Annotated in this window: 29 protein-coding genes; 23 read left to right on the forward strand and 6 right to left on the reverse strand. The window is 43.5% G+C overall.

All coding sequences use genetic code 11. The features are described from left to right. Positions 1-82: 82 nt before the first annotated feature. From F1737_RS01545 to F1737_RS01555, 3 genes are all read left to right on the forward strand, one after another. Positions 83-598, forward strand: a complete 516-nt coding sequence (locus tag F1737_RS01545) for a 50S ribosomal protein L16 (RefSeq protein WP_317137023.1) — start codon at positions 83-85, stop codon at positions 596-598. A gap of 167 nt (positions 599-765) precedes the next feature. Then, positions 766-1518 (forward strand): DNA alkylation repair protein, encoded by a 753-nt coding sequence (locus tag F1737_RS01550; RefSeq protein ID WP_317137024.1) that lies wholly within the window; start codon positions 766-768, stop codon positions 1516-1518. A 182-nt stretch (positions 1519-1700) separates the two neighbouring features. Further along, positions 1701-2012 carry a hypothetical protein gene (locus tag F1737_RS01555; protein ID WP_317137025.1) on the forward strand — a complete coding sequence of 104 codons (312 nt, stop codon included), beginning with the start codon at positions 1701-1703 and terminating at the stop codon, positions 2010-2012. Positions 2013-2038: 26 nt separating this feature from the next. Here F1737_RS01555 and F1737_RS01560 read toward each other — a convergent pair whose 3' ends face one another. Both F1737_RS01560 and F1737_RS01565 read right to left on the reverse strand, forming a co-directional pair. After that, complete coding sequence (locus tag F1737_RS01560; protein ID WP_317137026.1) at positions 2039-3178, reverse strand: serine/threonine-protein kinase; 1140 nt, start codon at positions 3176-3178, stop codon at positions 2039-2041. A gap of 16 nt (positions 3179-3194) precedes the next feature. After that, positions 3195-3977, reverse strand: a complete 783-nt coding sequence (locus F1737_RS01565; RefSeq protein WP_317137027.1) for an FHA domain-containing protein — start codon at positions 3975-3977, stop codon at positions 3195-3197. A 219-nt stretch (positions 3978-4196) separates the two neighbouring features. On the opposite strand from F1737_RS01565, the gene F1737_RS01570 reads away from it, so the two are divergent. The 13 genes from F1737_RS01570 (at position 4197) to hisB (ending at position 14801) form a co-directional block, all read left to right on the forward strand. Continuing rightward, positions 4197-5024, forward strand: a complete 828-nt coding sequence (locus F1737_RS01570) for a fumarate hydratase (RefSeq protein ID WP_317137028.1) — start codon at positions 4197-4199, stop codon at positions 5022-5024. Further along, entirely contained in the window at positions 5017-5553 is a 537-nt protein-coding gene (locus tag F1737_RS01575; RefSeq protein WP_317137029.1) for a FumA C-terminus/TtdB family hydratase beta subunit, read from the forward strand. The genes F1737_RS01570 and F1737_RS01575 overlap by 8 nt, the downstream gene beginning before the upstream one ends. A gap of 91 nt (positions 5554-5644) precedes the next feature. Further along, positions 5645-5917 carry a 4Fe-4S dicluster domain-containing protein gene (locus F1737_RS01580; protein WP_317137030.1) on the forward strand — a complete coding sequence of 91 codons (273 nt, stop codon included), beginning with the start codon at positions 5645-5647 and terminating at the stop codon, positions 5915-5917. Next, the gene (locus tag F1737_RS01585; protein WP_317137031.1) at positions 5914-7014 is read left to right on the forward strand and encodes a 2-oxoacid:acceptor oxidoreductase subunit alpha; all 1101 of its coding nucleotides are present in this window, start codon (positions 5914-5916) and stop codon (positions 7012-7014) included. Before F1737_RS01580 ends, F1737_RS01585 begins: the two co-directional genes overlap by 4 nt. Further along, on the forward strand, positions 7011-7808 hold the full coding sequence (locus F1737_RS01590; RefSeq protein ID WP_317137032.1) for a thiamine pyrophosphate-dependent enzyme: 798 nt from the start codon (positions 7011-7013) through the stop codon (positions 7806-7808). The genes F1737_RS01585 and F1737_RS01590 overlap by 4 nt, the downstream gene beginning before the upstream one ends. Continuing rightward, positions 7805-8347, forward strand: a complete 543-nt coding sequence (locus F1737_RS01595) for a 2-oxoacid:acceptor oxidoreductase family protein (protein WP_317137033.1) — start codon at positions 7805-7807, stop codon at positions 8345-8347. The genes F1737_RS01590 and F1737_RS01595 overlap by 4 nt, the downstream gene beginning before the upstream one ends. After that, the gene (gene sucC / locus F1737_RS01600) at positions 8344-9432 is read left to right on the forward strand and encodes an ADP-forming succinate--CoA ligase subunit beta (RefSeq protein WP_317137034.1); all 1089 of its coding nucleotides are present in this window, start codon (positions 8344-8346) and stop codon (positions 9430-9432) included. Before F1737_RS01595 ends, sucC begins: the two co-directional genes overlap by 4 nt. After that, positions 9429-10304: a succinate--CoA ligase subunit alpha gene (sucD, locus tag F1737_RS01605; protein WP_317137035.1), complete on the forward strand. Its 876-nt coding sequence runs from the start codon at positions 9429-9431 to the stop codon at positions 10302-10304. Before sucC ends, sucD begins: the two co-directional genes overlap by 4 nt. Before the next feature lie 16 nt (positions 10305-10320). Next, entirely contained in the window at positions 10321-11121 is an 801-nt protein-coding gene (locus tag F1737_RS01610; protein ID WP_317137036.1) for a DNA integrity scanning protein DisA nucleotide-binding domain protein, read from the forward strand. Positions 11122-11285: 164 nt separating this feature from the next. Continuing rightward, entirely contained in the window at positions 11286-12491 is a 1206-nt protein-coding gene (locus tag F1737_RS01615) for a methionine adenosyltransferase (protein ID WP_317137037.1), read from the forward strand. Positions 12492-12629: 138 nt separating this feature from the next. Continuing rightward, positions 12630-13514: an ATP phosphoribosyltransferase gene (gene hisG, locus F1737_RS01620; RefSeq protein ID WP_317137038.1), complete on the forward strand. Its 885-nt coding sequence runs from the start codon at positions 12630-12632 to the stop codon at positions 13512-13514. A 4-nt stretch (positions 13515-13518) separates the two neighbouring features. Next, a complete protein-coding gene (hisA, locus tag F1737_RS01625; protein ID WP_317137039.1) occupies positions 13519-14229 on the forward strand; it encodes a 1-(5-phosphoribosyl)-5-[(5-phosphoribosylamino)methylideneamino]imidazole-4-carboxamide isomerase in 711 nt (236 codons plus the stop codon). Further along, complete coding sequence (gene hisB / locus F1737_RS01630; protein ID WP_317137040.1) at positions 14226-14801, forward strand: imidazoleglycerol-phosphate dehydratase HisB; 576 nt, start codon at positions 14226-14228, stop codon at positions 14799-14801. Before hisA ends, hisB begins: the two co-directional genes overlap by 4 nt. Positions 14802-14961: 160 nt before the next feature. Here hisB and F1737_RS01635 read toward each other — a convergent pair whose 3' ends face one another. From F1737_RS01635 to F1737_RS01645, 3 genes are all read right to left on the reverse strand, one after another. After that, positions 14962-15168, reverse strand: coding sequence for a histone family protein (locus tag F1737_RS01635; protein ID WP_317137041.1), 207 nt, complete (start codon positions 15166-15168; stop codon positions 14962-14964). A 193-nt stretch (positions 15169-15361) separates the two neighbouring features. After that, entirely contained in the window at positions 15362-16114 is a 753-nt protein-coding gene (gene mtxX, locus F1737_RS01640; protein WP_317137042.1) for a methanogenesis marker protein Mmp4/MtxX, read from the reverse strand. An 11-nt stretch (positions 16115-16125) separates the two neighbouring features. Next, positions 16126-17115 (reverse strand): methanogenesis marker 2 protein, encoded by a 990-nt coding sequence (locus F1737_RS01645; protein WP_317137043.1) that lies wholly within the window; start codon positions 17113-17115, stop codon positions 16126-16128. A gap of 195 nt (positions 17116-17310) precedes the next feature. On the opposite strand from F1737_RS01645, the gene F1737_RS01650 reads away from it, so the two are divergent. Beyond that, the gene (locus F1737_RS01650; protein WP_317137044.1) at positions 17311-18756 is read left to right on the forward strand and encodes a replication factor C large subunit; all 1446 of its coding nucleotides are present in this window, start codon (positions 17311-17313) and stop codon (positions 18754-18756) included. An 11-nt stretch (positions 18757-18767) separates the two neighbouring features. Here the strand turns inward: F1737_RS01650 and F1737_RS01655 are convergent, their stop codons facing one another. Next, the gene (locus F1737_RS01655; RefSeq protein WP_317137045.1) at positions 18768-19172 is read right to left on the reverse strand and encodes a UPF0146 family protein; all 405 of its coding nucleotides are present in this window, start codon (positions 19170-19172) and stop codon (positions 18768-18770) included. An 18-nt stretch (positions 19173-19190) separates the two neighbouring features. On the opposite strand from F1737_RS01655, the gene F1737_RS01660 reads away from it, so the two are divergent. The 6 genes from F1737_RS01660 to F1737_RS01685 all read left to right on the forward strand — a co-directional run bounded on the left by F1737_RS01660 (position 19191) and on the right by F1737_RS01685 (position 24505). Further along, complete coding sequence (locus F1737_RS01660; RefSeq protein ID WP_317137046.1) at positions 19191-19733, forward strand: archaemetzincin family Zn-dependent metalloprotease; 543 nt, start codon at positions 19191-19193, stop codon at positions 19731-19733. 192 nt (positions 19734-19925) lie between these two features. Beyond that, positions 19926-20990: a hypothetical protein gene (locus tag F1737_RS01665; RefSeq protein WP_317137047.1), complete on the forward strand. Its 1065-nt coding sequence runs from the start codon at positions 19926-19928 to the stop codon at positions 20988-20990. A gap of 59 nt (positions 20991-21049) precedes the next feature. Beyond that, positions 21050-21865, forward strand: coding sequence for a hypothetical protein (locus F1737_RS01670; protein ID WP_317137048.1), 816 nt, complete (start codon positions 21050-21052; stop codon positions 21863-21865). Further along, on the forward strand, positions 21855-22451 hold the full coding sequence (locus F1737_RS01675; protein ID WP_317137049.1) for a hypothetical protein: 597 nt from the start codon (positions 21855-21857) through the stop codon (positions 22449-22451). Before F1737_RS01670 ends, F1737_RS01675 begins: the two co-directional genes overlap by 11 nt. A gap of 160 nt (positions 22452-22611) precedes the next feature. Continuing rightward, on the forward strand, positions 22612-23151 hold the full coding sequence (locus tag F1737_RS01680; protein WP_317137050.1) for an adenine nucleotide alpha hydrolase family protein: 540 nt from the start codon (positions 22612-22614) through the stop codon (positions 23149-23151). A 25-nt stretch (positions 23152-23176) separates the two neighbouring features. After that, the gene (locus tag F1737_RS01685) at positions 23177-24505 is read left to right on the forward strand and encodes an ArsB/NhaD family transporter (protein WP_317137051.1); all 1329 of its coding nucleotides are present in this window, start codon (positions 23177-23179) and stop codon (positions 24503-24505) included. Positions 24506-24513 lie beyond the last annotated feature (8 nt).

Raw genomic sequence — 24513 nt, forward strand, 5'->3', positions numbered from 1 at the left:
ATTCGGGATATTACATAGTTAGATTTATTAGGATACATCCCCATTTTTTATAGCACATTCAGATAGCGAGGAGTTCATACAAATGGTCCGAAAACCAGCAAAAATGTACAGGGCAATCTCGAAAAGGGCATACACCAGACGTGAATATATGGGTGGTGTGCCCGGTTCGAAGGTTGTTCAGTTTAATATGGGCAACACAAAACAGCAGTTCCCGGTAGAGATTTCGATTCTTGCAGATGAAGCATGTCAGATTCAGCACAAAGCTCTTGAAGCAGCACGTATGGGTGTAAACCGTAAGCTCATGAAAGAGATTGGAAGGATGAACTACCATTTCAAGCTTCGTACATTCCCACACCAGGTGCTTCGTGAGAACAAGCAGGCTACCGGTGCAGGTGCTGACCGTGTGTCAGAAGGAATGAGAATGGCATTTGGAAAGGCAGTAGGAACAGCAGCACGTGTACAGCCACGCCAGAAAGTGTTTACAATTTACACCTCTGAGGCAAATGCGGAGAAGGCAAAGAAGGCTCTTAAGAGTGCCGGTTACAAACTTCCGACTCCTACACGTATTGTTGTTGAGAAAAGGGAAATAGAAGCCTAATTATTAGGTTTCTGTAAAATATCCTTTTTTGAATAATTTTTGATTATTCATTTGAACTGTGTATTTCCTGATATGGATTTTTCAGTTCATCTTCAGTCTTTAACTGTTTTGAGGCATTACCCTTTTCTGTATATCTGGCAGATGTGAGTTCTTTCACAGGGGTGATTTTGATTACAGAACAGCAAATTTTCAGTTCAGCAGATTCTTTTCAGGATATTGCTGAAAAAATTATTGAAGAGCTTAAGGCATACGCAGATCACGAGTACGCAGAGCGTGAGACGGCTCTGAACGGAGTTCCTGAAAAGGGTTTTATTGGTGTCAGAAAACCCCATATCCGGCTGATTGCAAAAAAGTGGTGGCAGAATGAGGTAAAATACATGTCCGGTGCTGATATTTTTTTGCTGTGCCAGTATCTTGTTGATAAGAACATTTTTGAGCTTCGTGCAGTTGCATTTGACTGGGCAAAACGAGCAAAAAAGCATTATTCCCCCGAATCATTTCAGTTCCTTGAGAGGTGGGTGAATGAAAATATTTTCTGCTGGATTGACTGTGATGATCTGTGCACAGGGGCAGCCGGTGAATTTCTCGAGAAGTATCCTGAGTTCATTTCGAATGTTTTAGAATGGACAAGTTCACAAAACCGCTGGGTGAGGCGTGCATCTGCGGTGTCCCTGATTCGTCCGGCACGAAATGGTTCTTTTCTCCCGGAAATATTTCGGATATCTGATGCTCTTCTGACCGATAGTGATGACATGGTTCAAAAAGGATACGGGTGGATGCTTAAGGTAGCCTCACAAAAGCATCCTGACGAGGTTTTCTCCTATGTCATGGAAAACAGGCTTTCCATGCCGCGAACCTCTCTTCGTTATGCGATTGAGAAGTTTCCGCCTGATATGAGGAAGCAGGCTATGAAAAAGTGATTTTTAAAAAAGTTATTTCATTATCTGAACCATCCGGTTCATACTATCAACTTCTGATATTTTGCTAATATAAACCTGATCTGAGTCAACATATATTCTGTAGGGAACAGAAAAAAACCATTACGGGGAAATTCTCATTTCCCGCAGGTTTATTCTTTCCGCAAAAAAAGGAGATTAAGAAAATGAAAAGAAATATTGTAATCGTTGCAGGACTTGTTCTTCTTGCAGCAGCACTAATCGCAATGCCTGTTAGTGCATGGCAGGGAAACGCCGGCAACACCGGAAGCGGATGCCACGGACAGATGTATCAGAACTGTGTCGCAAACACAGGTGATGACACACAGATCTCAGGACAATACTGCAACCAGAACGGAGAATGCCAGTATGACTGCCCGAACAACGGTGTAAGACCTCTTGACGGAACCGGCTTTAAGCACGGTCAGGGCAACGGACACCGTATGGGTAATAATGCAGGCAACTGCCCCTATCTCTGACGGGCACTGCCTGAAATAATACTTTTTTAACCTGTTACTGTTGAGCCTGAGATGGAAAGAATCTCTTCAAGAAGTTCTTCTGCTGTGGCGTAACGCTTTTCCGGATTTTTTTGAATACATTTCATTACGATTCTGTTTATCAGAGGGTATTTGATGTCCCCTGAAGTTTCAATGCCGGACATTTCCTCTTCAAAAGATGTATTCCCAAAAAGCATCCAGTAAATAAGCATCCCTGTCTGGTATATGTCTGTCCTTACTGTGCAGACTTCTCCTGTAACTGATGACATCTGTTCGGGTGCCGCAAAAGCCGGAGTATAACCTGATATCCCTGAGCTTTTCCTCCCAAGATCCCTGCCCACTCCCCAGTCTGCAATTTTAGGTATGAAATCACTGTCAATCAGGATGTTGCCCGGTTTTATATCGCAATGTATGATTCCCTTACTATGGGCGTAGGAGAGGCCCCTGAGTATCCCTGCCGCAATATGCAGTGCAATATCGGGTTTGACAGGTACGTGCAGGTCGTTTAGAGAATCAGGAACATATTCCATCTCTACATATGGCACAGGAAAAACATTTACTGACTTTATTGAAACAATGTTCGGGTGGCTCAGTCCTTCCCAGATTTTAATCTCCTGCAAAAATATTCTGCCTGATTTTTCATCCTTTAATGCCGGAATTTTTACAGCTACGATCTCTTCCGTATCTTTTATTTTTGCCTGAAATACAAATGAAAGCCCCCCTTTTCCAATAAGCTCCACATCAGAATACCTGTTTTTTAGTTCCGGTGGAAAATTTGGGGGCATGTTTTTATTCTCCTCTAAAACTGTCGTTTTGCCGTATTCATAAAGGGATTTTTGTTTTTTGTTTTCTTCACCGTATTTTTTCCGGGGCCTTAATCTTACAAATATGATGTAGAGAATTATGGCAACAAGCACAATTAAAGCAATAAAAAGTCCGTATATGACAGGCAGTGCGGTCTGTGTTCCCTGTCCCTGCCCTGAATTGCCCGGTGCATTATCTGTTCCATGTGCCGGAATGTTACGTTGTCCGTTATCAGACTGGCCCTGGTTTCCAAAGCCCGCCATCGCCGGTGCTGTTGTGGCCAGAATCAGAAAAATAGCAGAAATAATTATCAGAATGGTCTTTTTATGTGCATCTGTTATCATTTAATCACCCGGATTTTTAGGAATTTTGTGATTTTTTCTGATGGAATACAAGGGTTGCTTTTCCCTCACCCTTCCCAAGATCTATCATGTCACCGTCTTTTAGAATTGCCCCTGATGATTTTATTAGATCGTGATTGTTCAGAAAAGTCCCTCCTGCGCTTCCGGCATCTTTAATGAGCCAGTATTCTTTATCTTTGAATATTACCGCATGCGGTTTTGAAACACGGGTGACTGCCCTGTAACTGTCCTTTAGGACAATATCCGAGTCTTCATCAAAGAGCCCTTTTGCAGTAGGGTCATATCTGCCTAATTTTGATTCATTTCTTTTTAAGATATACGCCCTGCCGTCATCCTCTCCCCCGAGCAGAACAAGTACCGGCATGTCTCCTGCCATCTCATCATCGATCATCTTCCTGATATTTTGAAGTCTTTCCTGAATATCGGGATTTTTGATTTCCATGTTGCAGAAATTACCTATGTTCCTTGCGACAAGCTCCATTCCTCCGGGAATGGTGGAATATTTCCATACTGCATGTATTCCCTTTGAGGTTGGTTTTCCCATTCCTGCTTCTTTTTTAATTATTCCTATTCTGAGGAGTTTGTCAAGGTGTTTTTTTGTATTTTCATAACTTGTTTCTATTCCGCCTGAGATCTCCCTGATGTCTTTTGGATTGTTCTCTATTAGTTTGAGTATTTTGAGTCTTGTTGGATTCCCGAGTACGTTTAAGTATTCGGAAAGGTTCTCGAAAAAACCGCTTTCATCATCGCTGACTATTGTCTTGTAAGTGTCATCGGGCATATGTCACCGGCAAATATTGATATTCCTGATTATTGCATTTGTCAGTCAGGGAAAAAAAGTCTAACCTGTGAAATTCATATGACGAAGGGGCAAAAGGGTACCGTTTATAGTCTCCGGATACTGTTGTCTGAAATCTTTTTGTCCTTATTATATGCGCATATTTAAGAAATATCGCGTAAATGATCTATAAATTCATATATTTGTCTGGTGGAGAAGAAAATGCTTATCGAAAATATTTCCCGTGCGACTGAAAAGGCAATCAGGGAGGCTGAAATTCATCTCCCCGGTGATTTCATGCGTGCCCTTGAAAAGACTATTGCAAAAGAGACCAGCCCTGTTGCAAAGGCTGAATATGAAAATATTCTGGAAAATATCATACAGGCCGGCAGACTGGAGGTTCCGATATGCCAGGATACAGGGCTTCACATATTTTTTGTAACTCTTCCGCCGGAAATACCTCTTACCTCTGAGATTTATGAAGGAATATACGAAGGCGTCAGAAGGGCAAATAAGAGTGTCCCCCTAAGGCCCAATGCCGTTGATCCTATAACACGTAAAAATTCAGGTGACAACACAGGTGTAAATGTCCCTGCAGTACACATAAGGCCTGGTGAAAAATTTACAATAACTGCAATGCCAAAGGGAGGCGGCAGCGAAAACATGTCGCGTCTTGCAATGTTTCTCCCGTCAGAAACCGGCAGGATCAAAAGTTTTGTTGTTGAGACGATGCTGATTGCCGGCGGAAGACCCTGTCCCCCCGTTGTGCTGGGTGTGGGTATCGGAAGTACTTTTGACGGTGTGTGTTCGCTTGCAAAAGAAGCATTGCTTGAACCGGTCGATTCGATGGATGAGTTTGAACAGGAGATTTGCGATGCTGTAAATGAACTTGGAATAGGTCCTATGGGTCTTGGCGGTGACACAACCTGCATTGCGGTAAAGGTGAAAAAAGGGCACTGCCATACAGCATCCCTTCCTGTGGCGGTCAATGTTCAGTGCTGGGCATGCCGTCATGCAACAGTTGAGGTGGAGGTGCCCTGTAATGACTGAACTTAAAACGCCTCTCGGGGACGAAATACTCTCCCTTCGGGCAGGTGACAGGGTCTCTCTTTCAGGCACTATTTATACAGCCCGTGATGAAGCCCACATGCGAATGATGGAGGAGGGGATACCCTTCAACCCCGAAGGTGCGGTGATATACCATTGCGGCCCTGTTGTTAAGGATTCAAAAATAGTTGCAGCAGGACCAACCACTTCTGCAAGAATGAATGATCTCTCCGGTTTTTTGATTGATGCAGGTGTCCGCGGCTTAATTGGCAAAGGGGGAATGGGAGAAAATCTTCTCAATCAGATAAGGGGGCGTGCGGTATATCTTGCCTTCACCGGAGGCTGCGCGGCGCTGGCTGCATCGCGTATGACATTAAAAGGCGTATATTTTGAAGATCTCGGCATGGCAGAGGCAGTCTGGGAAATCTCTGTTGAAAATCTCCCTCTCACTGTCGGGATGGATTCGGCAGGGGGTGATCTCTACCAAAAGGTAAGGGATAATGCCCGCGATAATTATGAAAGGATGTTTTAACCGGCAAAACCGGTTTGCATTTTTAGCATATATTTAGTAGTTTTAGCGCGCAATAATATAATCAGCATAATTTAGATGCGGGTCGTGCCTGATGAAACTTGTTATAGAAGAGAAACTCTGCAAAGGATGCAATCTTTGTACAATGGTCTGTCCCTACAATATTTTTCAGGAAGGAACGAAACTCAATGAAAAGGGTATAGTAGTTCCTGTTCTTGACAGACCCGAAAGATGCACAAATTGCAGACTTCAAAAACTGTACCAAAGGCGTTTGTGTGGGGTATGTCAGCTTATATGCCCTGATCAGGCAATAAAATGGGTTGAGGAAGGTCCATATGAACCTCATAAAGTGGTGATAGAGTTTTGAGCAGAATAGAATTTATGCAGGGCAATATAGCCTGTGCTGAAGGTGCTCTTGCGGCAGGGTGCAGTTTTTTTGGCGGTTATCCAATCACTCCCTCTACTGAAATCGCCGAACATATGGCAAAAAAACTGCCAAAACTTGGTCGGACTTTCATTCAGATGGAGGATGAAATCGCCAGTATATCGGCAATAATCGGTGCATCCTGGACAGGTGCACGTGCAATGACCGCAACAAGCGGGCCCGGTTTTTCCCTGATGATGGAAAACCTCGGCTATGCAATAATGACCGAGACACCATGTGTTATCGTAAATATTCAGAGGGGGGGACCCTCAACAGGTCAGCCCACCATGTCGGCACAGGGGGATATGATGCAGTGCCGGTTTGGCTCACACGGGGATATCAGCATAATTGCACTTACTCCGTCAAGTGTTCAGGAGATGTATGAACTGACGGTAAAAGCATTCAATCTCGCAGACAGGTTCCGCTGTCCTGTGTTCGTTATGTCTGATGAGACAATCGGTCATATGCGTGAGAGAATTACAATCCCTGATGAAGTTGAAATAACGCAAAGAAAGCCCCTTTTGAAAGGCAGACTGCCTTTTGAACCTGAAGATGACATGATCCCGGGTTTTCCTGTATTCGGGGAGGGTCACCGTGTACATGTGACTGGTCTTACTCACGACATGAGGGGTTATCCTGACACTACAAACCATGAGACACATGCGACGCTTGTAAAAAGGCTTGTTAATAAGATTGAGTCCAAAAAATACGAGATTGCGGATTACGATCTTGTCAACCCTGAGGCAGAGGTCGTTTTTGTAACCTACGGTCCTGCGACAAGGACTGTAAGGCAGCTCATGAAAAACAGGTCTGATCTTAAGATCGGACATCTGAATCTCAGGATGGTCTGGCCTTTCCCTGAAAAACTACTTTACGAGTTTGAAAATGCCAAAGCATTCATAGTTCCTGAAATGAATCTCGGCCAAATCTCAAGAGAAGTGGAGAGGCACACTGATGTAAGGGTTGTATCCGTTCCTAAAATCGGCGGTGAAATTCATACAACAGAAGAACTTCTAAAAGCGATGGAGGACTTCATATGACCGGAGATGTCAGCGACTGGTACCGCCATGACAGAATGCCGCATATATTCTGTACAGGATGCGGCAACGGAACCGTCATAAACTGTACCCTTAATGCCGTAAACGAGATGGGCTGGGATATAGACAATACAATATTTGTTTCAGGAATCGGCTGTTCTTCACGATCACCGGGATATATCGTAACCGATTCACTTCATACAACTCACGGGCGTGCCCTTGCGTTTGCAACCGGTGTCAAGATGGCAAAACCGGAATTTAATGTCGTTGTGTTCACAGGGGACGGTGATTTGTCTGCAATCGGAGGCAACCACTTCATACACGCCTGCCGGAGAAATATCAACATGACGGTAGTCTGTATGAACAATATGATTTACGGCATGACAGGCGGACAGGGGAGTCCGTGCACACCTGTCGGGGCAATTTCAACCACAACTCCGTACGGTGCAAGAGAGCCTGTATTTGATCTTGCAGAGCTTGCAGTGGCCGCAGGTGCAAACTATTCTGCAAGATGGACATCATATCACGTAAAAGAGCTTACAAAGGCGATAAAGACAGGTATGGAAACAACCGGCCTTTCTTTCATCGAAGCAATGACACAGTGCCCGACATCGTTTGGAAGAAGGAATAAACAAAGAAAGGTAACAGATATGATTGATCATATGAGGACTCACTCAATTCTTCTCTCCAAAAAAAGAAGGATGGAGGAATCAGGTGAAAAGGTTCCTGATGATTTATTCACAGTAGGTGAGTTTGTAAGGCGTTACCGCCCTGCTCTCGGAGTGGTTGAAGAATGAGGCATGAGATTTTGTTCTCAGGCTTTGGCGGTCAGGGAATTATTCTCTCGGCAGTGATTCTGGGACGTGCTGCGGCAATATATGATAAAAAATTTGCCGTACAGACGCAGGTTTACGGCCCTGAAGCAAGAGGCGGCGCTTCAATGAGTGCCGTTGTCATTGATGAGGATGATGTGCTTTATCCGGAGGTAACAAATCCGGATATTTATGTAATCATGTCCCAGCAGGGATTTGAAAAATACGGTACCGGGGCAGGTGCTGATTCTTTCATGCTACTTGACAAGGGACTGGTCTTTTCAAGGCCGGAAACGAGATATTTTGAGGTTCCGGCAACAGAAGAGGCCAAAAATACAATGGGCAGGGTAATTGTCGCAAATATTATAATGCTCGGCGCACTGGTGAGTTCCACCGAAGTTGTCAGTCGTGAGGCAATCGAAATGGCGGTTCTTGACAGCGTACCGAAAGGCACTGAGCAGCTTAACATGAAAGCACTCAATGCAGGATTTGATCTTGGGAAAAAGGGAGGAAACTGGATTTGAAACTATTGGAATTTGAGGCGAAAAAGATCTTTAAAGAGCACGGCATACCCGTGCCTGAAAGTTTTGTCATAAACAGTCCTGAAGAGATTGGTGATCAGGCTTCTTCACTTGGCAGTGAAGTTGTGTTAAAGGCACAGGTTGATGTAGGGGGAAGAGGAAAGGCAGGCGGTGTAATAATTTCCGATGTTGCATCAGCTAAAAAAAATGCAGAATTGCTCTTCTCAAAAGAGATAAAGGGAATTCCTGTTGAAAAAATACTGGTAGAGGAAAAACTGCCGATTGAACAGGAATACTATGTGAGCATAACAATAGATCGTGCAAAAAAAGAGCCGGTAATTCTTTTCTGTGCAACAGGCGGTGTTGACATTGAAGAGACTGCAAAGAACAATCCTGATGCTCTTCACAGGGTAAGAGTTGCCCCTATTTTACATGATATTCCTCCTTTCATGATGAGGAGACTTTTAAGAGGTGTTCCTGCGGAGATAGGTCCTGTCCTGAATTCACTATACCGTGTCTACTGTGACAGTGATGCACTGCTTGCGGAAATTAATCCTCTTGTCACAACAAAAAAAGGTGTCTATGCAGCTGATGCAAAGCTCATCATTGATGACAATGCCCTGTACCGCCAGGGTATCAGGGTAAACCGTGATTTAACCCCGCGTGAACGAAAGGCTGAGGAATACGGCTTTTCATATGTGGAGCTTACAGGTAACATAGGCGTAATCGGAAACGGCGCAGGGCTTACCATGTCAACTCTTGATTTAATTGAGCTTTCCGGAGGAAAAGCGGCAAACTTCCTTGATGTCGGCGGAGGTGCAAATACCGAAAGGGTGTGCAATGCAGTCAGACTTGTAGCCGATATGCCTCTTGTAAAAGTCATCGTTGTAAACCTTCTTGGAGGAATCACACGCTGCGATGAGGTGGCAAAGGGAATTGTTGAGGCAGGTGTCAGCCAGCCTGTTGTTGTCCGTCTTGCAGGTACAAACGAAGAAGAGGGAAGGCGTATTCTAAAAGAGAACGGCTATCATATGCTTGATACTATGGAAGAAGTCGTCATGTGTGCAGTAAAGGAGGCAGGCAAATGATTTACGGGGATAAAAATACCGGTGTTATAGTTCAGGGTGCTACCGGAAAGCAGGGCAGATTTCACATTAACCTGATGAACCGTTATGCGGATGAGGTCGGAGGAAAAGGAGTTGTGGCAGGAGTCACCCCGGGCAAGGGCGGCCAGGAAGTAGACGGCGTTCCTGTATATGACTCCTTAAGAGAGGCACTCGCCGAGCATGATGCTTCTGCAAGCGTTTTGTTTGTACCGGGTTTTGCAGCCGGGGACTCCATTATGGAGGCTGCATACAACGGTCTTGAGACTGTTGTTGCGATAACCGAACATATTCCTGTTCATGACGCAATGTGCGCAATATCATATGCAAGACTGGAGGGTTGCAGCGTAATCGGACCAAACTGTCCGGGAATACTCTCCCCTGGTGAAATTAAGATGGGTATCATGCCTGCACACCTTGCATTTAAGGCAAATACCGGAAATGTGGGGATAATTTCCAGAAGCGGCACACTGACTTACGAGGTTGTAAATGAACTGACCCGTGCGGGAATAGGTCAGAGCACGATAGTAGGAATTGGCGGTGACCCTGTTATCGGCCAGACATTTGTGGACGTTCTTGAAAGGTTTGAAAACGATCCTGAAACTAGGGGAATTGTTTTGATTGGAGAAGTTGGCGGAAACCTTGAGGAGGAAGGTGCATCATACACAGATCTTCCGATTGTAACCTATATTGCAGGTGTTTCGGCACCCCCTGAGAAGAGAATGGGGCATGCTGGTGCAATTGTTGAGGGCGGTGAAGGAGATGCAGGGTCAAAGATCAGGCGTCTTGAAGCTCAGGGTGTCACGGTCGCAAGTAAGCCGTCTTTAATTCCGACACTGATTAGGGAAATGCTTTAAAAAAATTCTGAAAAAAATGGTTGATAATGAACTGATGATGCAGCATGCATCTGAAATTGCAGGGGATATAGGGGCAAAGGCAATTGTTTCATTTACAGAGCCATTTCCTTTTGAATCTGATAAGCCTGTGATCTGGGTGGAAGATCTTCAGCTTGATATTTTAAGGGATCTGACAATGCATGATATCCTTGAGATATCCCAAAGGCATCTGCACGATGCTGCTATCCAGATATATCTGACCAAAAATTTTGACGAAGGACTTGTGGTCGGGGTTTTCCCGTATGCCATTTTGGTATATGACATAAATGAAGGCAGGAATTTTATTAATGTCAGGGATTATGACGACATCGTAAGCCGTGAAGTAATGTCCGCAGTACTGAGGCTGGCACTTGATATTGCAGTCGAGGGGCGTGAGGGCAGACACATAGGCACAGCATTTATCATCGGAAATTCCGATGAAATAATGAAAAATTCACACCAGGCAATAATCAATCCTTACAAAGGTCAGCATCCTGATGACTGCGATATTAAAAACAGGCATAACTGGGAGAGCATAAAGGAGTTTTCGCAGCTTGACGGTGTTTTTGTAGTCGATCCTAATGGAAGGATTGTCGCCGCCGGAAGATACCTCAATATAAACACCGGCTCAATAAACCTTCCCGGAGGGATGGGTGGCAGACACCTTGCGGCAGCGGCAATAACACTGGATATTCCGGTAATTGGTGTAACCGTTTCCGAATCAGGCGGAATTGTAAGGATATTCCGTGACGGCAAATGTGATCAGACCATACGATCTGATGTACGCGTACGCTGGTAAAAGGATTTAAACGGATTCTTTTGAAAAATAATCCTCTCTTCTTTTTTAAATTTATTTTAACCCTGCCGGTCCCGTGCTGTTTTTGATCAAAGCGAATAATAATTTATTATGTGAATAAATACTACTATTAATAATCAAATGTTCCCGGGAGCATGAGCAGTAATATGGTACGAAATATCGCAATAGAAAAAATCCTTCAGACACCGATAGAAAAGCAGAATACGGAAATTGCAGAGAGAAAGTGTATAGGACACCCTGACAGCCTTGCAGATGGTATTGCAGAGGCCGTTTCAAGAGCACTTTCAAAGGCATACCTTGAGGAATGTGATGCAGTTTTGCACCACAACACAGACCAGGGAGAGATCGTTGCAGGAGAGTCCATGCCGAAGTTCGGCGGCGGAACTGTAACAAAGCCTGTCTATGTTCTTCTCACAGGCCGTGCAACAAAGAGTTTCGAAGGAAAAACAATTCCGACAGATGCAATTGCAGTTAATGCTGCAAGAGATTACCTGAGAAACACTCTTGAATACCTTAACATGGAGCATGACGTAATCGTCGACTGCCGTATGGGTGTCGGATCATCTGATCTTCGTGATGTATTCAAGGCAAACGGAAGCGGCAGAATACCGCATGCAAATGACACATCATTTGGTATAGGACACGCTCCTTTTAGCGATCTTGAAAATATTATTCTTAATGTCAGTGATCACATTGACAACAATGTAAGGGCAAAGCATCCTATAATCGGTACCGATGTAAAAATCATGGGTCTTCGTCAGAACGATGACATAACACTGACTCTGTGTGTACCTATGATTGACCGCTTCTGCTCCGATATGGGCGAGTATATTGAGGCTGTCGAGTTCATTAAAGAAGAAGTCAGGAATGTTGCATCCGGCTCAACAAAGAGAAATGTGAATGTGGCTATCAACACAGGTGACAGAATAGATCAGGAAAGTATCTTCCTGACAGTTACCGGCACATCTGCAGAGATGGGTGATGACGGTAGTGTCGGCCGTGGAAACAGGTGCAACGGACTTATCACACCACAGCGCCCGATGAGTATGGAAGCAACAAGCGGAAAGAATCCTATAAACCACATCGGAAAGATCTACAACCTTTTGTCAACCGAGATTGCAAAGAAATGTGTTGCAGAGGTTGAAGGCATAGACGATCTGTATATCCGCCTCCTTTCACAGATTGGAAAGCCGATTGATCAGCCTCTTGTTGCAAGTGCGCAGTACATTGCAAACGGAATCGAAGAAGCTGACAAGATGGAAAAGGAAATTTATGCAATAATCGATGACTCTCTTGCAAATGTAACAGATATTACAGAAAGGGTAATTCGCGGTGAACTCAGAACCTTCTGATTCTTAAAACTCATAAATACAATCAACTTTTTTAAAAAGAATGAATATTCTCATTATTTGATCAGTGATTTCTATTTCGGGTGTCTTCAGGGCTTAATGGTAAATATCCTAATATTACTAGCACCAAAATTTAAATGAATGAATCCTGACGGAAAGAAGAGGGATGTACTGAGACTTGCAATACCAAATAAGGGAAGGATTGCAGACCCTATTATCCAGCTTATCGAAAGCAGCGGCCTGAAACTTCAAGATACAAAAAGCAGGAAGCTTATTACAAAAACCTCTGATCCCAAAATCGAGGTTCTTTTTGCAAGACCTATTGACATTCCTGAATATGTTGCAAACGGAGCCGCGGATCTCGGCATCACGGGAAGGGACATGGTCATGGAAAGGGGTTCTGATGTTAAAGAGCTTCTTGACCTGAAATCAGGCAAAGCAACCCTCGTGATTGCCGTCCCTGATGATTCAGCAATAAAAGGGCCGGAGGATTTGAAAGGTCTGAAGGTTGCAACGGAATTCCCGGGAATATGCGAGCGTTACTTTGAGAAACTCGGAATTGAGGTTACACTTGTTCCGGTCGGGGGTGCCTGTGAGGCGGCGCCATATCTCGGGATTGCTGATGCGATTGTTGATCTTACAAGTTCCGGGACGACTCTTGCAACAAACAATCTGAGAATTGTATGCGAGATACTGACATCCACTACAATCGTTATTGAAAACAGGAATCTGGGAAAACTGTTCTCTGAAAAGGTTGGTGATTTTTGTCTTGCACTTGAGAGTGTCCTGCATGCAAGAGGCCAGCGCTATTTGATGATGAATGTGGAGCGTTTGCACCTCGATGAAGTGAGGAATGTTCTGCCGGGACTTTCAGGGCCGACTGTTATGGATGTCGTATCAGATGATAATCTTGTAGCCGTTCATGCAGTGGTTTCAGAGGAACACCTGTATTCTCTCGTTGGAGACCTGAAAAAAGCCGGCGCAAAAGACATCCTTGTTGTACCGATTGAAAGGATGATCCGGTGATTGTATGAGGGTTTTTCCTGCGGTTGACATTCTCGGCGGAAAGTGTGTCCAGCTGGTTCAGGGTAAAAGAGAGAATTCTACCGCATACGGCAGTCCTCTTGAGTGTGCCCGGAGGTGGACTGATGAAGGAGCAGACTCACTGCATATTGTAAATCTTGACGGTGCATTTGGTGACTCCGGTAAAAATGCAGAGCAGATAAAGTCTGTAATCGATGAGACCGGAGCCTTCGTTCAGCTTGGAGGAGGTATCAGAAGCCTTTCTGACGCTGCAGGATGGCTTAATGCCGGTGTTGACAGGGTAATCATCGGAACACTTGCAATAAAGGAGCCTGAATGCATAAGGGAGCTTTCGGCTGAATATGGAAGTGACCGTGTTGTTGCAGGAGTCGATGCCAGAGACGGTCAGGTTGTTGTAAGCGGATGGGAGGAGCCTGCCGGAGATTATATCGGATGGGCAAAAAGGTTTGAGGAACTCGGGGCAGGAGCTCTTCTTTTCACCAATGTTGATGTGGAGGGGCTTCAGGAAGGGATTGCTGCAGATCCTGTCAGAAGACTTCTGGAAAGCACGTATCTTCCGGTAATCATTGCAGGAGGCATATCCCTGCCCTCAGATGTCGTAACACTAAAGAAGATGGGTGTTGATGGAATAGTTATGGGATCAGCACTTTACAGTGGTAAAATTTCGCTTAAAGAGGCTTTGGAGGTTTGCAGATGAGGTGTGCAGAGGTCTTCCGGGAAACAAAGGAGACTAAGGTCCGTGTTCTGATCAATCTTGACGGACAGGGTGAAGTGTGTGCGGATACAAAAATTCCCTTCCTGGATCATATGCTAAGTGCCATGGGCAGGCACGGGGGCTTTGACCTGACTGTTGAGGCTGACGGCGATTTGGATATAGACTGCCACCACACAGTTGAGGATATAGGAATTGTCTTTGGGCAGGCACTAAAAGAGGCCATCGGGGAAGGCCGCGGTATTGTCAGGTTTTCACACATGGCTGTTCCGATGGATGAATCAATAGCATATGCAACACTTGATCTCGGAGGCCGCTCGTATTTAGTGATGGACGGAAGATTTTTTGGAAGCCCCGGAGATATCCCCGGTGATCTCTATGAGCATTTCTTCTACAGCATATGCTCAAATGCAAAAATTACTGCAAACCTTTCATTTACAGGAAGAAATGATCACCACATTTGTGAGGCGCTGTTCAAGGTTTTTGGTATTGCTCTTGGTATGGCAACAAGGGTCGATCCAAAGAAAGGCATCCCAAGCACCAAGGGAACATTATAGGCCAGGTTAACATATCAATACAATAACTTCTTTTCAGGCTGTTTTTGTTATCGTTTGTTTGTTATCTGATATTTTTTAAAAGAGATTTCTGTGTACGGAATTTATTTTTGTTATCTGATTTTTAATTTTAAGCTATGATTTTTTTTGAAAAAAGAAATGTTCAGGCGTTTACCGCCATGTCAACATCTTCCTTTTTGATTGTCTTACGTCCTGCGTGCTGTGCGTACTTGCTTGCCTCTTTTGTAAGGTTTGCAATGTATGCTTCAGATGCCTCAACTATTGCCTGTGCTGCGTCGCTTCCGACTCTCTCTGCACCGTTCTTCTTTGCAATTCTTACTACTGCTGCAATTGGTAGATCATTTGCCATATTAATTCCACCTCAAATGAAAGTATATCGGTGAATATAAATACTTTTTGGGAAAACAGGACTTTTAAAGGTTTGAATACGTTTATGGAATGATTATATTCATTTATTTACTCATCGTGTCTATAACGGGGTATTTGGTAAAATTATATATTAATTGAAGTTTTTTTTCAAAAATCTCTCTAAATTGGCGACATTATTTTTTTGCCAGCGATTCGGCGATTAAAATGGCATTGGAATAATCCTTGTTGGCGCGCGATGTATCCACGAAAATTCTGTCGATATTTAGCACTGGTGCACCATGTGCATTTCCGTCTCCAAGGAGTGCAAGGGTCCTGAAGATCAGGTTGCCTGAGATGCCATCGGGGGCAATGATTATTCCATGTTGCCGCACTGCATCTTCTATTAAAATTTCACAGTGATCAGCACCTGTTTTCTCTGCGATTTCTATTGCATCCGTTATGGTTTTGTCAACAATTTTATGCCGGCCGAGATCCCCTGTCCTGCCGCCTGAAAGTACTGCCACCCTGTCGTTTATACCGAACTTTTTTGCAACAGGCCGCGAGGCATTTATGAAAGATATCTTTTCATCTACAGTCCACCCCTCGTCAACTCCGACAGGTGCCAGAAGAAATCTTGTCCCGTCTGAGGTCTCAATAATGGCAGCCCTTTCAAGACTGCTTACACCTGCATGTCTTTTCAGGTTTTTCATCATTTTGTTTGCCGGAAGTGTCCCTCTCACAGCGGCATCTATACTCTTGTCATAGAGTGCGTCTATTAGTGCTTCTTCAGGGTTTTCACATTTGTGGATTTCAGGATTTGTACCGTTAAACTCAAGGTCAAGACTCGTGAATATTCTAATCCTGACTTTATCCCTGACAGAATTTATAGAATTAAGTATTTTTTCATTATTTTCGCCAACACCGATGCCGACAATCAAATTCGTCACCCTAAAAAAAATTAATCGAAAAGGCGCATTATGCCTTCTTTTTCCAGATCAAAAACAGAACTTTCTTTCCGGTTGTATGTAATAGTCAGATTTCTGCTGTCGTTTATGTATCCAATATCCGAGGCGGTAATTCCGACTTCTTCAAACATCTCAATGACTTTTGAAACATTTTCTTCCTTTGCGGTTACGATAAATCCCATTCCCGGATATATCCTGACCCACTGTGAAAACGGTATTCCCAGGCTTAAAAGATCAGGCCTTGGGATTTTGCCGAGATCTATTACAGCACCCGCGTTGCTTGTTTCAAGAAGCATTCCAAGAGTTCCGATAACTCCGGGGTTGCTGATATCCTTTCCTGCTGTTAAAAGATGCATCTCCCCGAGCCTTTGCATGACCCTTATCTGCCCGCGGACTTCATCCTGACTTCTTATTGTGGCCGAATCCCAGTTAAGAGCACATGAAGGGTGAATTCTGCCATTGAGATCGATCGCTGCAATAATATGGTCATCGGGTCCTGCCGTATGGGAGAATATTGCATCTTCCATTTTTACAATGCCCATTATAGCAACATCAATTGCCGAAAAATCCGAGTCGGGATGCAGATGGCCGCCGACTATCGGGACACCGAATTTTTTTGAAGCATCTGCCATGCCTCTTAAAACCTCATGGCATATTTTTTCGTTCTGGATTGAGAGTATGTCAACCATTGCAAGTGGTTTTCCTCCCATTGCAGCGATATCATGAACATTTACGAGTACTGCGCAAAATCCCGCCCAATAGGGATCCGCTTCCATTAACATGCTCCATATTCCATCTGCCGCCAGAAGTAGTCCGTCGTCATTATTTTTTATTAATGCAGCGTCCTCACCAAAGGATACGACCACATCGTCTGATTCAATTCTCAGACAGTGGATTATCTCTCCTATTGCGTGCTTTCTTGTAACGCCTGCGTATTCCCTGACTGCTTTCGCAATCGCTTCTGTGGAACATGTTTCCTCCACACTAAACACCAACTAATTAAGTTGTTTGTAGTTTTGGATACAATAAATTATATTATCTTGTTTTGATCGACTTTTGATAGGGGTCTTAACTTTTAGTATATCTGAATTTTATTTTTTAAGAGGCGGGAGTGATCCCTGTTTTTCATCCCGAGCATTCATTAAATAGCCTTCACGGTGATAATTATTAATACGGTTATGCAGGACTGGGTGGAAAAATACAGACCGCAATCGGTTTCGGATATTGTCGGCAACAAAGAAGCCGTGCGTCAGATGGTTGAATGGGCTAAGAACTGGCAGAGAGGGCAGGAGCCCCTTTTACTATATGGAAAGCCGGGTATTGGAAAGACCTCTGCTGCATATGCACTTGCAAGAGATATGGGGTGGGAAATAGTTGAGCTTAATGCAAGTGACCAGAGAACAAAGGGAATAATTGAGAGGATTGCAGGCTCAACCGCGACAACAATGAGTCTTACAGGTGCTTCAAGAAAACTTCTGCTTTTTGATGAAGCAGACAATCTTCACGGCAGTGCTGACCGCGGCGGTGCGCGTGCAATACTGGACATCATAAAAATTTCAATGCAGCCGATTATACTAATAGCAAACGATCTGTACGGCATTGCAAAGGAGCTCAAGGGTGCCTGTGAACCGGTTCAATTTAAGGCGATACAGGCAAGAAGCATTGCTCCGCGTCTTCGTTACATCTGTTCCGCTGAAAAGATATCATGCAGTGATGACTCGATAAGGGATATTTCAGAGAGCTCTTCTGGTGATATGAGGGCTGCTGTAAACATGCTTTTCGCAGCTTCGGCCGGTAAGGATACGCTCTCTGAAGACATGATTGCAACAGCAGAGAAGGACGAGAGGTCTACTATTTTTGAGCTTGTGGGGGCTGTTCTAAAAGGGCAGAGTGACCGTCGTTTAATGGAGCTCTCTTCAAATATTTCCGACACTCCTGATACGACCGAGCAGTGGGTGGAAGAAAGCATCTTTCAGATGAAAGGCATTGAAAGTCAGTATCTGGCTTACAAAAATCTTTCAGTTGCTGACACTTATGTAGGGAATACCTATCGCAGGCAGTATTACACTCTCTGGAAGTATGCATCGTCACTTATGCTCATCGGGTGCGCAGATGCTGCCGGCGGATGCGGGGTTTTTGAGAGAATCATGCCTCCTTCAAGATGGAGGAAGATGGCAGGCGGAAAAAAACAGAAAAATCTTCGTATAAGAGTACTGAACAAACTCTCGGAAGGCTACCATGTGCCTGAAGATACACTTCGCGATGAACTTTTAACCTCCGTCTCGGTGCTTGTGGATTTAAATCCCATGAAATTTGCCAAAGATTTCGAACTTGACAAAGATGAGCTCAATTTTTTTCTTCATGACAACACGCGGTCTGCTGAAATAATCAAGGAAATAAAAAAAGAGATCCGCGAGAGAGAAAAAGCAGAGAAAAAGAAGGAAAAATCTCTCTCTTCAAAGAAAACCAAAAAATTAGTCGAGACTGTTAAAGAAAAACCGCCCGCTCAGCCTGAAATATCTGAAAAAACAAAAGATGAAAAGAAAGACACGATATCTTCTGATGAAGAAAATGAAAACGGAAAAAAACAGGCGGAAACCCAGTCCACACTCTTTTCATTTTAATATTTTAAAATTCAGGGTTTGTAGTACCTGTTAAGAATAACACCGCATTCTATTTTTTCTCCGCCGTTTTGGTAGATTTCATTCCCCAGGTGATAGACAATAAGTTCACTCCCTGCCTCTTTTGCAATATTTACAAGGGACGGGATCATCTCAATGCCGGGTCTTACTGAGTATATGAGATTGCATCCATTGTAGAGCGAAATATCGGGTTCGAAAACATCATCCTGATGAAAATTTTCGCCGTAATCAGGAAGGTTTGTTTTAATGTCAACTGCTGATACATCAAAACCATTTTTTTGGAGACTAAAGAATATGTCGGGATTTTTGCCAATTCCCACCTCAATTATTTTCCTGTTTTTGTAATTGGCGGAGATGTAAGTGTAAATTGCCTCTTCAATACTCTTATAGTAGTCCATAGCCTAATTAATTCTAAAATGAGTATTCTTATTTTTTGGGATAATGACGTACCTGAAGGGTTGCAGCAGCCTGTTGCACGAGTCATCTCGGACGTTTTGGATATGTCTGTTCAGGTGCAGGAAAATCCTATAATGCTAAGGGGCTATGATCGTTTGCGAAATCAAAACGATGCCAGCAAAATTCTTGGTGACATGCAGGATTTTTATACCCGGAAAATGGGTTGCAGGGATTCTATTCTGATTGTAACCGGAAAAGATCTTTACATAAGAGGACGGGATTTTGTATTCGGACTTGCAAGGCCGGGTGTGAATGTATCAATCGTATCATCTGCAAGGCTTCAAAACAGCTGGTACGGACGGCCTGACAGGGATGAGGATCTAATTGACAGACTTGTTAAAGAGGGTTCGCATGAATTATGCCACTGTATGGGGCTTGATCACTGTAATAATCCCGAATGTATCATGTTTTATCCCCAGACACTTGACGAGCTTGACAGGAAAAGGAAAACACTGTGCCCGAAATGCCGTGAAAATCAGAATATTTACAAATTTACAGATTGAACGGATTTCTGTTTCAGAGATTAATCAAATCAGTATTCTTGCATAACATCCGATATGCCTGCCGGAATTTTAGGGATTTACAGGAAACTTCGGTATTATTTAAGTGGCGGAATGCGGAGTGATTTACATATCAAATCAATTTATAAATAGAAAAGTTCAAAAATTGGTAACGGATTTTACTGTTGGTTGAGGATGAATTCACGCTTTCTGGATATACTGTCTCTTGTTGCTGCTGTTATTGTGGTTGTCATAATCGCTGTTTTAATGAACAATCCACCTGCAGGAGATGAATTGAAGGTCAATACATCGGTTGACGTGACGGATTCCCCTGCGGTAATAGTTTCTGAAAATATCTCTCTTCAAAAGGATTTTCTGACAAAAGAAGATCAAAAATGGATTATTGCGAGCCGTATCTCAAAGGCCATGGATTACTATGAGCCTGATGTCAGGGATTTTGCCGCAAGGCTGATCCCAAAAGAACACGGTGGAGAATATTCAATACGGCAGGTCTCTGACATATGGGATGGGGTAAAAGAAGACTGGACCTATAAAGCGGACAAGGGCAGCATTATGGATGTTTCACCTGCAAGCCGGACTGTACATCTTGGTCTTGGTGGTGATTCAAATGATTTTGCGGTATTTATGGCATCAATGATCAAGGCTGTGGGTGGTCAGGCAAGAATAAAAACAGTGCCCCGTGATGACGGAAGTTGTCATGTATATGCCGAAATATCTCTTGGAAGCAGTGCAGACCTGGATAAAAAAATAATAAATTCTTCAGCACTCTCAGAACTAAAGTCCTCATATTCCTTTGCCTTCGCGAATGATCCTATGGGACTTAATGTTTTTAAATACAAATCCGGTGAGATCTGTACCGGGGAGAGCTGCTGGCAGTATGTTGAGCCCTTTTCCATGATTCTCAATGATCCTGTGAAATACAGTGATATCTGCTATGAAAATCCTAAATTAATAGAATATCTTCTTTTGGCCCCGTATACCAACGAGATTGAATTTCAGGCGATGTATCTTAAACTGCGTTATGGCAGTTACCGAAAGGATAGTACCCGTGCATCCGTTTTGAGGGATATAGAATACAATTACGATTACGAAGATAACGGTGATAAGACGTACTGGCTGCCGCTCGACTGGTTTGGAAGTTATCCGGGTGATGGCTCCAATAATGCTGGTGGTGCTTTTAGTGTGTATTACTCAGACGGCTCATGGAATGATCAGAGATTTGCTGGAATCGGGTTATGAAAGCCCTCTGATTCATGTAACAACATATATATTTTAAAAAAATCAGAGTTTTGAACAGAATGAATAAGGGTTTTGAAAAAATAAGGTATCCTCTGATTTTGCTGTTTATTGCAGCCGGATTGTATGTAATATTCATGCCCTTATCTGCAGGTGCACAAACCGCCGGATATCAGGATCCGGTCTTTCCTGGAACTATTGCAAATGAAGCCCGGATGGCTGATGTCATCTCAGATGCTCTTGATTATCAGAATCCTTCGATAAAAAATCATGCTCAGTTAATTACTATTTCTAAAAATTACAGTATCAAAGCCGCATGTGATCTGTGGGATTATGTAAATTCTGACTGGACTTATCTAAATGATCCACAGGGCCCCGAATATGTATCCTCGGCAACGCAGTCTGTAAAATCCGGGATGAGAGGGGAAAGTGATGATTATTCTGTTTACCTCTCATCACTTATTCTCTCTCTGGGCGGGGAGATCAGGATTGTTTCTGTTCAGGGAGACAGGGATTCATCTGTTCATTTATATCCTGAACTTTTTGCAGGAAATGATGAGACTGAATTAAAAGAAGCCTGCAAATATGTCTATTCGAGGTATGGCTGTGAAAAAGTCTATTACAGCGTTGAAAACACTGAAGGCAGGAAGAAGTACTGGATGAATCTTGACTGGAGTATTCCAAAAAAAGGTGACTTTAATTATTACATATATGGAAACTCTGAATATCTGATTAACAGATATCATCCCGGAGAGCAGTATTTTGGTGGGGAACAGACAACAGTATATTTCCCTGACGGTACCTGGAAGACAGAATCACGTATCACTGGCTATTTCTCAAGAACAATGTACGGAGTAGATAAATTCAATGTTCTCTAATTCCGGTATATCTAAACTGACCCTGGTTCTTGTCATAATTTCATTTATTCTTGTATCGGGGTGCACTTCGGAGGGAGATGCATGTATTAGTGTTCTCTCGGATATCAACTCCCTTGAAAATACAGCCAACGGCCGTTTGAAGGTTATGGACTTTGAAGAGCCCGATGAATTGTTAAGGGCCCAGTCTGAAGCATCCCTGACACAATATTCTGAAGCTCTCTATTTGATGACCGATTCCGGAGCATCATCGTGTATGCCTGATATAAATTACAAAAACAGAATCAGATCAATTCAGTTAAAAACCGGTCTTCTTGAATTGTACATGAGTCTTGACGATGCAGATAAGACAATAAAAACTCTCTCTGTTTTAGACTACCCCGAATACAGGGCTGCTCTTAAGGATTCAATAACCCTTCTTAATTCACTTCGTGATGAATCACTATATCTTTTGGTAATGGCGGGAGAAATTGACCCTGAATTACTCTCCCCGGAGAATGCTGCCATGATCCCTCTTGTAAAAAGTGACATTGAACTGCTGAAAAAGCAAATTGATGCAAAAATCTCAATCCTGCAGAAGTATCAGTAGTTAATAATATTTTTTGCTCTCTTTTGCCGTTCCCTGTATTAATATTGTGGAAATATCCCCCAAAATTAGGTTTTTTGTCAGATAAAACCTGTGTGGTTGGCGAAAGGTTAAGAATCAGGGGGTCAAATAGGGTACTATTCATAAAATCCGGACGATTAAGATGGGATACTATTCTTCACTAATCAACAGAAAATTCAAGGATGTAGTGGGAAGCCGCTACGAAGATGTACTCAAAGAGTACAGGGAATTCCTCCTCACAGAGGAGGATGTGGTAAAGGAAGTAAAGACCGTTCTGATGCCTCTGGATATATTTGTCAGCGGAATTTCAGAAGACCTGTATAAACTTTTCAGACTCTACGATGCCGAGGTTACGCTTGTCTACATAACCGACAAAGACGTCGTTTCTATTGTCAGTGAGATTCTCGGAGAGGATGCAGGTGGAGAATACATCCGGAAAAAAGAGGATTACGGACACAGACTGCTTGAAAAAGTCAGCAGTGAACTTGAGATGAATGAGGTCCGTTCTAAGACCAAATTATTTTCCGGGCATAAATGGGATGATATAGAAAATCTCTCGGAAAAGTATGACATGGTGGCTATTTCCAAGTCATATGGCGGAGGCAGAGGGGACGATAATGAAATAAGCCCTGTTGCGCAGAGACTTGTGCAGCAGATGAGTACTCTGACGGTTTTGTATTAATGGATAAAGCAAAGGTAAGATTTCAATGATACCAATAGAAACTCTTGTAGCCATAGTCATTTTTCTTTTGACTTATGCGCTGATTATTGATGAGAGGATTCATCGTGCAGTAGCTGCAATGGCGGGTGCAGCCCTCCTTGTGTTTGTAGGAATCGTCCCGTGGGATAGTATTTTAGAGCACATTGACTTTGGTACTATATTCCTGCTGATGGGAATGATGATTATTGTCAATGTCGCCGGCAACAGTGGCCTTTTTGAGTACCTTGCGATAAGAACGGCAAAAGCCGCACACGGCAGTCCTTTCATGGTTTTGATTTTGTTCTCAATTGTAACGGCAGTTACAAGTGCGTTCCTTGACAATGTCACGACCGTTCTTCTCCTGACACCAATGTTGCTCTACATAGCCAAGGTGATGGACTTAAATCCTGTTCCATTCCTGCTGGCAGAGATTATGGCTTCAAATGTCGGTGGAATGGCAACCCTGATTGGTGATCCGCCAAACATCATGATTGCATCATCGGCAAAACTTACTTTCAACGAATTCCTGTTCACCATGGGGCCGATTGCACTCGTTGATCTGGTTCTTGTTCTGATCATATTCGTGTTTATGTACAGGAAGCAGATGCATGTTGATGAGAATGAAAGGGCGGCCATAAAGAAGACAATTGATTCCCTTGACGAGCGTGCGGCAATTCAGGATATAAGGCTGTTTAAGAAATCAATAATAACACTTCTGATAGTGATATGTCTCTTCTTCGTTCACAGCAACATCGGAGAATATCTGCACTACATCATTCCGTTTGTTGATCCGTCAATGACGCTTGAACCGGCGGAAGTGGCACTTATCGGTGCTGCATTGATATTGTTCTGGTCAAGAACTGCTCCGGAGATGATCTTTGAAAAGATTGAGTGGCCTGCTCTTTTCTTCTTCGGAGGTCTTTTCGTACTGGTGGGTGGTCTTGTAAACACAGGTGTTATAGCAGATATTGCACAGTTTGTCATTGCGAATGTCAACACCACCGGCGAGGCGATGTTTGTGATAGCATGGTTTTCGGCCATTGCTTCTGCAATTGTTGATAATATCCCGCTGACTGCGGCATTAATTCCGCTTATTCACGATATAGGAGCAACCTCAACAACTATTGACATCTATCCTCTCTGGTGGGCCCTTTCTCTTGGTGCCTGTCTTGGAGGAAACGGGACTGCCATAGCGGCATCTGCAAATGTTGTGGTGCTTGGAATAGGGGATAGAGAAGGTATAAAAATCACATTTGTTGATTTCTTAAAGGTCGGCCTTCTTATTCTGTTTGTGACTGTGGCAGTAGGTCTTGGAATACTGTATCTGATATTTTAGGGGAGGTG

It is taken from the genome of Methanoplanus sp. FWC-SCC4, assembly GCF_032878975.1.
In the GTDB taxonomy this organism is placed as follows: domain Archaea; phylum Halobacteriota; class Methanomicrobia; order Methanomicrobiales; family Methanomicrobiaceae; genus Methanochimaera; species Methanochimaera problematica.